We start from the raw sequence: 13,084 nt of genomic DNA on the forward strand, positions 1-13,084 counted from the left end.
TGCATGCGTGCGAAATGCCATACGTTCTGCGCCGCGCTAAGCGTGGGATACAGCGCGAGCGATTGCGGCACCAGCCCAAGCATCCGCCCCAGTCCAGTCGGGTCGCTCTTTCGCGGCTTACCATTGATAAGAACATGACCGCTATCGGGTTTAAGTAGAGTAGCCAAAATCGACAGCGTCGTGGTCTTGCCCGCGCCATTGGGTCCGAGCAAGGCGGCAATTTCACCTGGCCTTACTGCGAGGCTGACATTGTCAAGCGCAAGCCGCGCGCCGTAACTCTTCGAAATCTCGATCGCCTCGAGAAGTGGTGCCTGTGCCGGACTCATTGAAACATTACACCGCCGATACCATCATCCGCTCGGGGTTGACGACTACGAGAGTGTTTTGTCGTCGCTCGATTTCAGTTGGCGAACGCCTGTGGAGCAACCGCAACTGGCTGGCTGACCCGCGTGAGCATAGCCGTTACCCGCATCGCGCCGGGCCAGACCCTGAGGCAGAACGGCAGCACAGCGCGCGCGAGTGCGTTGTTCAAGCCGTGGTCGGCGGCCTCGGCAAAACGCATCTGGAGCAGCATTGCGGAGCGCAGTTTTGGCTGAAAGACCTGCGCCGGCTCCGCTGCAAGATACGCAGCGGCGGCACGGCGGGCAGTATGCAGCGCGATGGATATGCCGTCACCGGTGAACGAGGGGATGACGGCTGCCTGATCGCCAATGCAGTAGAGCCCATCCTCCGTTGTGCGACGGATGAAACCGTAAGGGATATGAGTGACGACGATCGGTTTGTCGAGCAGCGGCTCCGCACCGTCAAGCCGCATTGCGAGGTGGGGACAATCCTGCTGCATCTTCGCAAGGAGGCCCTCCCAGCGAAGACCCGCACGTGCAAAATACCACCGTTTCACCACCAAGCAGAAATTCGCAATGCCGTCTTCCACCGGTTGGATACCACCGTAGCCTCCGGAATAGAGCATCAACTCGGAGGCGTCCCCCAGGTCAGCGGTCTGGGCGGCAGACAACCGATAATACATCTTAAAGGCGACCCATTGGTGAGGGTCCTTCGGGCGACCGTGGCCGCGCAGATCGTGCTTGCCCGTGGCGAGAAAGACGCTTGGAGCTTGGTATGTGGTGCCGTCGTCGAGCGTAGCCTGCCAGAGGTTGGCGGTCGCGCGGCTGAGCGACTGCACACTGCGACCGCGCTCGACGCGGATTCCGGCGGTGACAGCCTCGGCAATGAGCGCTGTATCGAGCGCCTTGCGCGTGAGCGAGGCCGCGCGAAAAGGCAGCGGAGCCTCCGCGGCCCGTCTGGCTGCGGCAAGGCGAACGTAATCGATCGGCACCGCGCCAAGAGAGGTCACGTCGATGCCAAGAGCATGCAGGTCTTCAAGGGCCTCACCGCTTAGGAATTCTCCGCAGACCTTATGGCGCGGCGTGGGCTCGCGTTCGATCAACGTTACGCTTCGTCCCTTTCGGGCGAGCGCGATGGATGCGGCACAGCCTGCCACTCCACCACCGAGGACGAGAACTTCATCTTGCAAGGCTTTGCTCCTGATTCACGGATGTTTCATCAACGTGTCGCTGAATTCCGTATTTCTATCTGTGGTGGATCGATGGACAGCTGGGTGGTTACGGGCCTGTAGTCAGCTCGGCTCTGGAGGGAGCCAGCTTCGGGAGATGAACAATGCTCTGCCGCCAGTCTGCGGCGCGTGGTGAGTTCCTTCCAGTTGAGCCCGAGGTCGACCAGAACGATGGAGGCCAGGGTGAAGGCAATGACGCCAACCGCCGATAGTACGTCGCCAAGATGGCTCCAGTAGGCGGGCACGAGGTTGAGTACCCGGGTCGAGACAAAGGTGAACGTGACCGCGTAGGAGCGGGCCATCCACTGGCGGTGCACGGCGATCTGTCTGTTACGCGCGGCGATCACGGCAGCGCTAGTGCATACGATCCACGCAGCGCCTTGCATGGCGGTCCCAGGCAGCCCGGGACGTCCGGTGGCAAGGGCGATCCCGGTAAAGGCGCCGAAGATGACGGCGATGAAGTACATGCGGCCTAGGACGCGATGGAGCTTCAGGTGACGCTGCCGAAAGCGCGACGAGAACTGCAGAGGGCCGGCCAGCAGAGCGAAGGTTCCGCAGAGCGTGTGCGGGATGAGGAGTCCGCGGTCGGCTATGACCTGCAGGCGGTAGGCATGGTACATGGGGTAATCGGTGATGAGAAGGACCTCTGACGTGATGAAGACAAAGAGCGTCGTGACGCTAAGAAAGATCCAGAGAACGGCTTTGGCACTGGGTGTAGGCAGGGTGAAAGATGCCATTATTCGCCTCTCAGCTTCAGAATCACCGACCTCACTTCCACCGCCCCACGCACAACCGTCCCGGCTGCCAACGTTCTACCGTCACCACCTCCCCCGGAACATCAGCCGCAGCCAACAGGCGTACCCAATCCTCCTTCCGGAAGGCCCGCCGGAACGACACCGGCCCATCATGCCTCACTATCGGGTGCCACCGCACCAACCCAAACATCCGATAACTCCACTGCGCCCGTTCCAAATCGTTGATAAACCAACCAAGCTGCACGGTTGCTTCCATCCGCCGCAGCAGCGCGACGATCTCTTCGTCCTCCAGATGATGTGCCAGCAGCGAACTAACGACGATATCCATCGGCTTCTCCGGCCGATACGCCCTGGCATCGCCGGTTACCCATGTAATTCCGAGCTCCTTCGGCGTGGACTCCGCTGCCGCGCGCGCCGCATACGGATTCAAGTCGATTCCCGTTAACTGCACAGCGATGCCCCGTCTCCGTGCCCAGCCTGCAATCTGCCGCAGTAGATCTCCACCGCCACAGCCCACGTCGACGATGTGCATCGGCTCGCGCAAGCCGCGCGGTAGCTGCTCCAGCCACGTCAGCGTCGGCCGATAGCCGAGCAGCCAGCGATTCACTTTTTCCAGACTGCGCAGGCAGTCACGGAAATCCTCATAACTACAGTCGCCATCCATAAGCTCCGGGAACTCACGCGGAGAAACCCGCCGACTGAGATCGCCCAATCCCTGCGCCACAAAGCTAACCATGTTGTTCGATTTCCATCTAATTCTCGGACCGATTCTCCTTGGTGCCCGAGCGACTATTTCGTTGGACCCGCTCCCCGATAGAGGTTGGCTTTACGAAGATTGATCGAACCGCGTTTCCGAGCGACTCACACGCTAATTTCAGCGCGCGCGTTCGAGACCGTCACAGGAGCGTGTTTTTTCATTGCGCCCTTCATTTCTTCACGACTGATTTCCAGCGTGCTCAACAAGGGCCAGACCACGCGCGCGAGAAAAACCCGGGGACTTATCCCGGCCCCCGAACTCGCCAACCGTCGCCGATAATCAGGAATCAGACCGTCGCCAGGCATCTTGAAGTTCGAAAGCACGTAGGCCAGGTCGGCCAGCGTTTCCTCGCGATTGTGAATCAGTTCCAACTGGAGCATGTCGCGATAGAACCCGGCGTGCGCCGCCTCGTCGCGGCCAACGAAAAGAAAAATCGCTTCCAACACCTGATCCCCAGCATCGCGAGCCTTGTTTCTCTGCTGGTTATACGCAGTAAAGGTAGCACTCTCTTGAAGCGCGCCGTAGCAAGTCATTTGGCGAATCGTTTGAAAGGGCAGTTTCCATTCTTTTGAAAAGGTCCCCGTCTCCAACGCCTCGAATTGCGCTGGCGAGCGAAGACCTGAGCGGGTCAGGTATTCGCGAAAGACCAACCCATGCCTTGATTCTTCAAAAGCCCAACAAGTCTGAAACCAGGCCATCCCAAACACGGAGCGCGTCAAATCGAGTGCCTTGGAACTGTAGTCAGGCACGTAGAGCTCTTCTGTGCAGAAGATCTCCACGCGGTCGCCGACTTGATCAGTCGCCTTACCAGAGTCGAGTCTCTCCCACGGCACGTCGTTGAAAATATTCCAGCGCCGCTTGTTCTCAGCCGTTTCGAGAAAATCGAGATAGATCTGATAAGCCCGATCACGCATTGTCGAGGGCATTGTCTCGCTCATCTTTCGGTCGATCGCGGTCGGCTCAATGAGCTCGCCGCATTCCGAACCGGAGTCTCCGACGGACCTTCAAGGCACGATTCATGTCGTTCGCGCGTGGAGGCGATGTTATCTGTATGAAGCAAGGCGACAGCGACAGGGTGCTCGTAGTTAGCAAACCGCCTGCCATTGCTTTACGTGAGTACGTTTGGGCAATCGCGCGGCTTCTCATCTCCGCCCCTCGACAACGACCTCGATTAGTTCAAAAATTTGAACATAGGATAGATCGACGTACAAACTTTTGAACGAAGAAACTTTCGGGAGCTCTCGGAATTAAGCGGGTTGTTAACGAATTTTAATCTTGAATAGCGGCATCGCGTTTGCTCACAGGCCATGCGGCGATTCGCGACCCCTGAACAGAATGACGGACCATAAACCTAGCGGGAATCTGTGGGCGCTTAGCTCGCTGGCGAGTACGATCGGCGCCGGCGACTTCGCAGTCGAAGATCACGATTCCTTTCGACGGCAGGAACTTGTCTTTGCCGCGCTCAATCTCCTGCTGATTGGCGCGCTGTTTGCCCTGCAGGCGATCTCGCGGTTCGTCCGCGGCCGTCCATCGGAATCCGTCATCATCGTTCTGACCGCGGGTTTTGTAATCCAGGCGGCTTATTTCATCTGGCTTCGCGCGAGGAACGCAGCAATTTCCGAAGGCGCACGCCGGTTCCTCACTTACTGGTCTCTCGGCTTCAACTCGATACTGGCGTTGCTGCTTACCACGCTGACCCTCAGGGGAGACACCGCGTATTACGCGCTGATGCTTCTCCCCATACTCGAAGCGTCTTTCAGGCTCGGCCTTGGCGTGACGATCGGCGTCATCGCGCTGGCGGACTTCATTTGCTTCGTGGGTGCGTACGGCCTGAAATTTGGCGAGTACATCGAAGCGGGCGCGATGACGGTGATTTACAGCGTGATGGGGTTGCTGGTGTGGCTGCTCGTCAACAATCTGCGCAAGCGCGAGGCAAAGTTTGCCTACAATCTCGAGGAACTCGAACGCACCCGTCAGCAATTGCTCTCTGAAGAGAAGCTCGCCGCTGTTGGCAGGCTGTCGCGGGCGATCGCGCACGAGATCCGAAATCCTGTTGCGATGATTTCCAGTTCGTTGGCGACCGCCAACCGGCCCGGTCAGGGCGAAGCCGAGCGCGAAGAAATGTTCTCGATCGCGGCGAAGGAAGCCGAACGTCTCGAGCGACTGACTACCGATTTCCTGGTCTATGCGCGCCCGCGTCCTGTACAGATCGCGCGGGTGAACCTTGCCGATACGCTGAACTACGTCGCAACGGTCGCCCGCGCGCACGCTGCGAATGAGGGGGTGGCCATCGATATCGCCGTCGATAGCAATCTGGAGGGCGAGTTCGACGCCAACCAGATGCATCAGGCGCTCCTGAACCTGGTGCTGAACGCGATCGACGCCTGTCATCGGGGCGACCTGGTGAAGCTCAACGCTCAGAAGAACGGCAATGGCACGATCCGAATCGACGTGATCGATCCAGCCGGACCGATTCCCGCTGAAACCGTCGAGCGGATTTTTGAACCCCTGTTTACCACCAAGCAGGGTGGCAACGGACTTGGATTGGCGATCGCGCGCAACATCGCACGCGCTCACGGCAGCGATATCACATTGAGAATCAACGAGCCGCAGCGGGTGTGCTTTTCCGTTGAGATACCTGCCCGCTCCGGGAGCCAATCTCTCAGTTAGGGGACCGACTATGGGGAAAATACTGATTGCGGATGACGAACCGCACTTGCGACGGATCCTGATCTCCAATCTGAAGCAGGAACATCACGAAGTAGTTGAGGCAGCCGGGGTCAACGACGCGCGGAGCGCCCTTGCCGAGCATACATTCGACGCTGTCATAACCGATCAGAAAATGGGCGACGGTGAAGGATTGGACGTCCTCGCCGCAGCGCGCGAGGCCGATCCGACGCTGTCCGTTCTTTTTCTTACCGCGTTTGCGACCATCGAACTTGCGGTGGAAAGCATGCGCCGAGGCGCATTCGATTTCATTACCAAGCCCTTCGTTCCTGAAGTTCTGCTCGCATCCACGACGCGCGCGATGGAGCACACGCGGCTGGTACGTGAGAACAGCAGGCTTCGTGACACGCTGGTGCGCCTTGAAGGTTCATCAGAGATCACAGGGCGCAGTGGGGCGATTCGCCAGCTCCGCGAAAAAATTGCGCGGGTCGCACCGACCAACGCTACCGTCCTCATTACTGGAGAAACCGGGACTGGCAAAGAGTTGGTAGCGCGCGCAATTCATCGCAGCAGCCTGCGGGCCGAAAAGCCGTTGGTCGCCGTCAATTGTGCGGCGTTCACCGAAACGCTTCTGGAAAGCGAGCTGTTTGGGCACGAGCGCGGAGCGTTCACCGGCGCGGATCGCGCGCGCGAGGGAGTTTTTGAAGCGGCACACGAAGGCACTCTCTTTCTAGACGAGGCGGCTGAAATGTCGCTGCCGGCACAGGCCAAACTACTGCGGGTGCTAACCGACGGCCTGGTCACGCGAGTCGGATCGACCAAGCCCCGGCACACCGATGTGCGGCTGCTGGTCGCAACCAACCGGGATTTGAAGCGTCGCGTGCAGGAAGGCCGTTTTCGCGAGGATCTGTATTATCGCCTCGCCGTGGTTCCGCTCACGGTGCCTCCTCTGCGCGAACATCGCGAAGACATCCCACAGCTCTGCGCGCTCTTCCTCGAACAAGCTGCGCGCGATCTGAAGACACCGCCGCGTCGAATCACCGTAGAGGCGATTCATACGCTGCTCAGCTACGACTTTCCTGGAAATATCCGCGAACTTCGCAACCTCATCGAGCGCGCGTGCATTCTCTCCGCCGGCGAGGAAATCACTCCGGAAAATTTCCCCGTGTCAGCGCCGCGCAGCGCAAACGGCGTCGCCCCCCGGATTTCCGCCGAGCTCACTCCCGCGCAGCTCGCCGAGATGATCCCCGAGACCCACAACCTTCGCGACTTCCTGGCCGCGCTCGAGAAAGCAGTGATTCAGCGCGCGCTGAAAATAACCGAGGGCGCGCAGGCGGAGGTCGCGCGTCGTCTTGGAATGTCGCGGAGCGATCTTTCCTACAAGCTCGGCAAGCATCGCATTAAAGATGCTGCCGATTGAAGGTTGGGCTCGACGGCATCCACCAGGATCTCACCGCATGAGGCAGTGACGGTGCGGTCTAAGTGTCCACAGAGTCTAGCCATAAAAGACAAGCGCTCGGGCCTCGATGCTTTCCCGACCTGGGGCAGAGGAGGACGCCGCCGGGTCCTCGAACGCGGCATGGGCGGTGAACCGCGCCCGACCGTCCTTCATCGAATCGAAACCTTTGATGAGTAGCACCTCGTTGGTTTCCATTCCCGGAAAGTAAAACCAGCGGTGCCTGGGGTTGAACGCAACCATGTAGACCTCATGCTTGAGGTCGGTCGGAACGAGGTCTTTTGGTGCGATGCTTCGCGAGTCGCATACCGCCAGCGGCGTCCCTTGAACTGGACCCCGGATAGGCCGCCAGACATTGATTTCTGCAAACCGATTCTTGAGACGCTCCTCGGCCTCACCAGGTTCAAGTAGTTCCCTCACATGCTGGGGCCCGGACTTGATTGTGTAGTCGTTGTGCACCGCTGCTACGGGCTCGCGCACTCCCTTCTCCCTCGCCTGCCGAGCGCTGCGAACGTCATGTGCGAATACCAGGATCTTCGTAGCGCCAGTGGCTTGCTTGAGCAACCGCTCGACCTCCGGGTAGTAGACCGCGCGAACCTCTGCTTCGTCGTAGAAATTCGATACAGCGGTCTGATGGCGAACAAGAACGAATCCTTGTTTATCCTGGGACAGCTCTGCGATTATCGGCCGTCCATCGCGAATCGAGATCGTGTATCGGCGGGATCGCCCTGGCCATTGAGACGGATCTGGCAGGGGCTCGTCTATTTCGGTCGTTCCCCGCGTCTCCGCCGGATCAACTAGATAAAGCAGGGAACCTTCGATGTGACTGAAATCCTCCAGCAGATCGTTTTCAATGGCGCTGCCCAAGTGTGTTCCGCCTCCTATTGGTCTCTTCCCTTACCGATCATGATGATAACATGCGCGTTTTTACGCACCGTATGAGCCTTGATGGCTCGTTGCGATGGTCTGGATGAAAGATAGATTGTAAAATTTTTCGTATAGAGGTCCAAGACTAACGCAGAGAACTTTTTACCTGTGCTGGAGTATGATCGCGTGGGTCTCGGGGCGTTTTTCCAAGCTGGGTAAAATCATGTCCCAAGGCTCGAAAGTGAAGTGGGTAGTCGGTGTTGCGGCGGCGATGGTAGTGTTGGGGCTGCTACTGCACTGGCACAACCTGAGCGAGAAGCGGAACATTCTTGGCTCCGTCAACACGGAGTTCAACCTGATCGGGCCGGACCACAAAATAATTATCGAATCTTACGACGATCCTGAAATTGACGGCATCACGGTTTTCATCAGCAAATCGCAGACGGGGGGAATCAAAGGCGCGCTTGGGCTTGCAGAGGATACGTCCGACGCCTCCGTCGCTGTGCGCCAAACCGGACCTATCAGGGTGAAGGAAAAATTCGACAACGGTGAGGACGCTTTTAGCGAAAGACGTTCGGTCTTGTTCAAGCGGCTGCATGTCAGCCGGTTCTGGGACGCACCGCACAAGAGTTTTGTATATGTGGTGTGGACCGACCGGATCATCCACGGCTCACCGCAGAATTCAATTTCGGCGGTAGTCGCGGAGCCGTGGGGAACTCAGGCGCCTGATCTGTCACTGATGCAAGCTGATCCTGCCGCTCTGCCACAATAGCCGTTGCTCGCATTCGACCAACCCAGTCAGTTTTCGATACACACGATGAATATTTCTGGCATCGCTGCCTTTGCCAAGTCTCTAACCGGCGACGTGGTGCTGCCGCACGATCGGCGTTACGGAAAATTGCGTCGCGTCAGTAATCGGGCAGTGAACATGCATCCCGCAATTATTGTGAGGTGCGCGAATGCGGAAGATGTCCGGCTGTCGGTTGAATTTGCCCGTGACAAAGGCCTGCTCACTGCAGTGCGATCGGGTGGTCACAGTTTCGCCGGTCATGGCGTCTGCGATGACGGACTGGTTACGGACCTATCGCTGATGAAGCGCGCCTGGATCGATCCAGTCCATGAGAAAATTCGCATCGAGCCGGGAATCATCGCCGGGGAGTTGGATTGCCTTACACAATCCTTTCGGATGGCGGTGCCGCTCGGATCATGCCCTACGGTTGGTGTAGCCGGATATTCACTCGGTGGAGGTGAGAGTTCACTGACGCCCAAGTTCGGCTATGGGTGCGATAGCATCACGGATCTGGAAGTTGTAACTGCGGATGACAAGGTCTTAAGAGCCAACGCCAGCGAGAATACCGATTTGTTCTGGGCGATGCGCGGCGCCGGAGCGAATTTCGGCGTCGCTACATCGATCGAGTTCCAGCTCCATCCCATCGAAACTGTCCTGTCGGGTAGTTTAAGGTATCCGATAAAGCAGGCTATAAGAGTTCTACATTTTCTTGACAGCTTCGCTCCTACGATTCCTGCCGAATTATTTCTAATCGCGGCCGTGTTGCCTCATCCGGGCGAAAGGATGCTGGATATCAAAGTCGTGTGGACGGGGGATAAGGAAAAAGGAGAACGATCGCTCCGCCCACTCCGCAAGTACCTCCGGCCGTTCGAAGATACGATACAACCGAAAGCCTATCTCGATGAGCAGCGAGGCGGCTTCGACGTACCTGAAGGAGAGTACTCAAGTCATCGGCGAGCGGGACATTTCAAACGCCTTACAGACGACGTGGTCGAGACTATCATCGAACACGCTTCGAATGCGCCGCATGAAGCGAGCGGCATTACAATGATGTATTGGCACGGACCGTGGTGCGCCAGGCCTCATGACAATGCTTTCGGTTTTCGACGCACGGGCTTTGAGTACTGGATACACTCCTATTGGCGCAAGACCGCTGAGCGTAAAGAATCATGGGACTGGGTCGAGGAGTTCTATCGCGCAATGGATCCTCTCGACCGGCGCAGTGTACGTTAACGATTTGGAAAACGAAGGCGAAGCTCGAGCCCGTGCGGCCTATGGAGACAAGTATGATCGGCTATCGCTGATCAAGGACAAATTCGATCCCGACAACTTTTTCCGCGTCAACCAGAACATACCTCCGCCAGCCCGACGGCACTAAACCGATTGCATTATGATCTGAATGAGCTGGAAGCCTCACTCCAAGAGACGCGTCACAATCTTGGTGGACCCATCCGAATTCTCTTCCGTACTTCTTCCACCGAGCTCTGCCATGGTACCCGACTCTCGAACCACCACGTCGCTCCTGCTTCCTCGTAAGAGGCAACGATTACGCGATCCTGTGCGGGGTTTTCGCCAGCGGTTTTGCCAGATTGAATTACATCGAACGGAGTATCGGAGGTGCGAACGCTTTTTATGAACGTGACAAGATCGCGAACCTGCGATGCTGTTAAAGGAGTTTCGATGTCGCCTGAAATCGGAAAGGTGCCGTCGAAACGGGCGGCGCGCCGAAACGGCGGCTTCCGCGGCCATCTACCGGCGACCCAGATCGGAATCCGCGGCTTCTGCACCGGCGCAGGCAGAAATTGCGCGTCGCGAATCGCATAGTGCTTTCCCTCGAATGAGAACTTCTCGGCGCTCCAGAGTCCGAGCAGGACCGCGAGCCCTTCATCCAGCATCTCCGCTCGCGTTCTGGGGTCCATAGGACCGTCGAAGGTTCGTATCTCGCCGAAGATATCATCGCCGAGACCGACGCCAAGCACGACTCGGCCACCGGATAGATGATCGAGGGTGACGGTTTCGCGCGCGAGCTTCCACGGATGACGCCGATAGAGCGGGGTAACGATCGGGCCCAGGAGGATTCGACTCGTCGCCATCGCCATCGCTGCCATCGCGATCCAGGGATCGGAGACCGCGTCCGGCCAGCTAACCTGAATATGGTCCCACAGGAAAAAGCCATCCCAGCCTGCGTCTTCTGCCTCGTGCGCGAGTTGAGCAAGCAGACGGGGTTGGGAATAGGCGCCGAACTGAGGAATGTCGAATGCGTACTTCATCGCCCTCGAATACTGAAACTGCTCAAATCCCACAAGCAACGTTTCAATATCTTTCTTACCAATGTCGCCGAGGCGCCCGAGCAGCCGCGCGGAGGGACCATAGGAGCTGGCGTGACGTGCGGGTTCGAGTTCCGCCTCCGGCACCAAAAAACGCCAATTGCTGGAAGGACTCTTCCTGAATTCAGGAAGTTTTGATAGCGACAACGGTCGCGATGCCGTCCCCGTTGCCTGGGACGATCAGGAACAGCGTTTCACAGACTAGTCTGCGAGCAGAAGCGTAGCTTCAAAGTGCGGGAACTGGAACTCTTAGTCGAGCTTTCTGAGAGCCGGGTAGTACTTTTCGATCATTCTCCCTACCATCAGGCCGCCTTCGTATTCCGGTATGATCACCTCATCAGCGCCAGAAGTCCGTATCGCTTGTGCATAGCGCTGCTGGCCGGCCCGGGTGACGATCTTTACGTTCGGATTGAGCGACCTTGCTGTCACAGCCATAGCTGCCGGAGAAAGACCATGCAGAGACGGGCGAATCGTCTTCGAATAGGGCCTCCCGCTCATCAAGAACGAGCGAACGAGTAAATAGCGCGCTCAGCGACGAACCAAAAATCAGCTTGTCTCCGGCGGTTCTCTGCAGTTACCAAGCGCGAAGGATCAGACCTTGTCCAAGACCATCACCAGCAGCACAACCGGCAGGTACACCAGCGAAACCTTCATGACGCGCAGCGCGGCGGTACTGGCGGAACCACCCAGCACGAAGCGCAGGCAGTGAAACAGCAGCACCGCTCCAAGCACAATGGCGACCGCCAGGTAAACGAGTCCGGCGAACTTCATCAGCGCCGGCAGCATGCCAACCAAGAGCAGCGCCGAGGCAGCCGCGATCGTCACTGAATTGGCGGGGTCGCCCCAGCGGCCCGGCTCCGGCAGCATGCGGATGCCGGCGCGCGCATAGTCGCGTTGATAAAGGCGCGCAATCGAGAGCGAATGCGGCAACTGCCACAGGAACATGATGGCGAAAAGTATCAGCGGCTCGCCGCCCAGGCCGTTGCGCGCAGCCGCCCAACCGATCACCGGTGGCAGGGCGCCGGGAACCGCACCGATGACGTGGCAGAGCCAGGTGAATCGTTTCATCGGGGTGTATGCACCCAGGTAAAGCGCGGCGATAGTGCCGGTAACTACTGCGCTCAGTGGATTGACTTTCGCCCAAAGAAATAAAAACCCGGTGACGGCGGTAACCACGCCGAAAATCAGCGCGTCGGTCGGTCGTAACCGGCCTGAAGGCAGCGGTCGATGGCGCGTGCGCTCCATTCGGGAGTCGGTGTCGCGCTCGACGTATTCATTCAACGCTAGTGTTCCGCCGGCCGCCAAAGCTGTGCCGATGGTGAGATTGAGCGCCAGCAGAAACACGAACTGCTCACCGCTTCCCATGTAGAAGCCAGCAAGCGTGGTGATCAGCACCATCGTGAGCACGCGCGGCTTTGCCAGTTCGAAATAGGCGATCGCGTATCCACTCACCGATGGCGCGGCATGCTGGGCTACGTCTTCTACCGTCATGGCTTTCGCGTTCAGCCGCTGAGAGGGCGTTCCAATTCCCGCCCCCTCGGTGAGCGATGCCAATCGTTCCGACGCTGGAAGGTTCTGGAACACGCCGTCACCGTGCCGTCTTCAGATACTCCAATATTGCAGCCTCATCGCTGGGTGGCATGTTCTCCATCGTGCGCATGTGCATGATGATTTGATCCCACTGGTAAGGAGCGAACTCGGCGGGATTTCGAGCGTTGTGGCAGTGGTTGCAATAAATTGGCCACAACGCTTGTCCCTCGCGGAACAGCTCAAGATGCCGCTTTTGCTGTTCTGGCGTCGGCCCCATCATCTCGGCTGCCCGAACAGTGGCGGTGCCAATCAACAACAGGGCTGAAATCATTCCGAATTTGGCAACAAGTGATTTCATTGTCGTC

General features: G+C 58.2%; 15 protein-coding genes. 5 read left to right on the forward strand and 10 right to left on the reverse strand.

The genetic code is table 11. The features are described 5' to 3' along the window. From WB650_RS20255 to WB650_RS20275, 5 genes are all read right to left on the reverse strand, one after another. Positions 1–326 (reverse strand): ATP-binding cassette domain-containing protein (locus WB650_RS20255; protein ID WP_423961809.1); only part of this gene is annotated, 326 nt, incomplete at its 3' end. 74 nt (positions 327–400) lie between these two features. Further along, positions 401–1,531, reverse strand: coding sequence for an NAD(P)/FAD-dependent oxidoreductase (locus tag WB650_RS20260; RefSeq protein WP_423961811.1), 1,131 nt, complete (start codon positions 1,529–1,531; stop codon positions 401–403). A 29-nt stretch (positions 1,532–1,560) separates the two neighbouring features. Continuing rightward, complete coding sequence (locus tag WB650_RS20265) at positions 1,561–2,307, reverse strand: DUF2306 domain-containing protein (protein WP_423961813.1); 747 nt, start codon at positions 2,305–2,307, stop codon at positions 1,561–1,563. A 31-nt stretch (positions 2,308–2,338) separates the two neighbouring features. Then, on the reverse strand, positions 2,339–3,061 hold the full coding sequence (locus WB650_RS20270) for a methyltransferase domain-containing protein (protein ID WP_423961814.1): 723 nt from the start codon (positions 3,059–3,061) through the stop codon (positions 2,339–2,341). Between the two features lie 125 nt (positions 3,062–3,186). Beyond that, a complete protein-coding gene (locus WB650_RS20275; RefSeq protein WP_422305989.1) occupies positions 3,187–4,020 on the reverse strand; it encodes an acyl-ACP desaturase in 834 nt (277 codons plus the stop codon). A gap of 397 nt (positions 4,021–4,417) precedes the next feature. Between WB650_RS20275 and WB650_RS20280 the strand changes: the two genes are divergently transcribed. Next, positions 4,418–5,752 carry a sensor histidine kinase gene (locus WB650_RS20280; protein ID WP_422305987.1) on the forward strand — a complete coding sequence of 445 codons (1,335 nt, stop codon included), beginning with the start codon at positions 4,418–4,420 and terminating at the stop codon, positions 5,750–5,752. A gap of 10 nt (positions 5,753–5,762) precedes the next feature. Further along, complete coding sequence (locus WB650_RS20285; RefSeq protein ID WP_422305985.1) at positions 5,763–7,169, forward strand: sigma-54-dependent transcriptional regulator; 1,407 nt, start codon at positions 5,763–5,765, stop codon at positions 7,167–7,169. 75 nt (positions 7,170–7,244) lie between these two features. Here the strand turns inward: WB650_RS20285 and WB650_RS20290 are convergent, their stop codons facing one another. Then, positions 7,245–8,072 (reverse strand): CmcJ/NvfI family oxidoreductase, encoded by an 828-nt coding sequence (locus WB650_RS20290; protein ID WP_422305983.1) that lies wholly within the window; start codon positions 8,070–8,072, stop codon positions 7,245–7,247. A gap of 223 nt (positions 8,073–8,295) precedes the next feature. Here WB650_RS20290 and WB650_RS20295 point away from each other — a divergent pair, with 223 nt between their 5' ends. Genes WB650_RS20295 through WB650_RS20305 form a run of 3 tightly spaced genes read left to right on the forward strand, consistent with a single transcriptional unit; the run spans position 8,296 to position 10,240 of the window. Next, on the forward strand, positions 8,296–8,844 hold the full coding sequence (locus WB650_RS20295) for a CreA family protein (protein WP_422305981.1): 549 nt from the start codon (positions 8,296–8,298) through the stop codon (positions 8,842–8,844). 3 nt (positions 8,845–8,847) lie between these two features. Next, positions 8,848–10,095 carry an FAD-binding oxidoreductase gene (locus tag WB650_RS20300; RefSeq protein ID WP_422305979.1) on the forward strand — a complete coding sequence of 416 codons (1,248 nt, stop codon included), beginning with the start codon at positions 8,848–8,850 and terminating at the stop codon, positions 10,093–10,095. Next, complete coding sequence (locus tag WB650_RS20305) at positions 10,085–10,240, forward strand: BBE domain-containing protein (RefSeq protein WP_422305977.1); 156 nt, start codon at positions 10,085–10,087, stop codon at positions 10,238–10,240. Before WB650_RS20300 ends, WB650_RS20305 begins: the two co-directional genes overlap by 11 nt. Positions 10,241–10,292: 52 nt before the next feature. On the opposite strand, the gene WB650_RS20310 is transcribed toward WB650_RS20305, so the two are convergent. The 4 genes from WB650_RS20310 to WB650_RS20325 all read right to left on the reverse strand — a co-directional run bounded on the left by WB650_RS20310 (position 10,293) and on the right by WB650_RS20325 (position 13,077). After that, complete coding sequence (locus tag WB650_RS20310) at positions 10,293–11,276, reverse strand: LLM class flavin-dependent oxidoreductase (protein WP_422305975.1); 984 nt, start codon at positions 11,274–11,276, stop codon at positions 10,293–10,295. Positions 11,277–11,438: 162 nt separating this feature from the next. Continuing rightward, positions 11,439–11,618 (reverse strand): NAD-binding protein, encoded by a 180-nt coding sequence (locus WB650_RS20315; protein ID WP_422305973.1) that lies wholly within the window; start codon positions 11,616–11,618, stop codon positions 11,439–11,441. A 162-nt stretch (positions 11,619–11,780) separates the two neighbouring features. Next, the gene (cyoE, locus tag WB650_RS20320; protein ID WP_423961819.1) at positions 11,781–12,680 is read right to left on the reverse strand and encodes a heme o synthase; all 900 of its coding nucleotides are present in this window, start codon (positions 12,678–12,680) and stop codon (positions 11,781–11,783) included. 97 nt (positions 12,681–12,777) lie between these two features. Beyond that, a complete protein-coding gene (locus WB650_RS20325; RefSeq protein ID WP_422305969.1) occupies positions 12,778–13,077 on the reverse strand; it encodes a hypothetical protein in 300 nt (99 codons plus the stop codon). Positions 13,078–13,084: the final 7 nt, after the last annotated feature.

This window comes from Binatus sp. (SeqCode), assembly GCF_049584895.1.
Taxonomy (GTDB): Bacteria; Desulfobacterota; Binatia; order Binatales; family Binataceae; genus Binatus.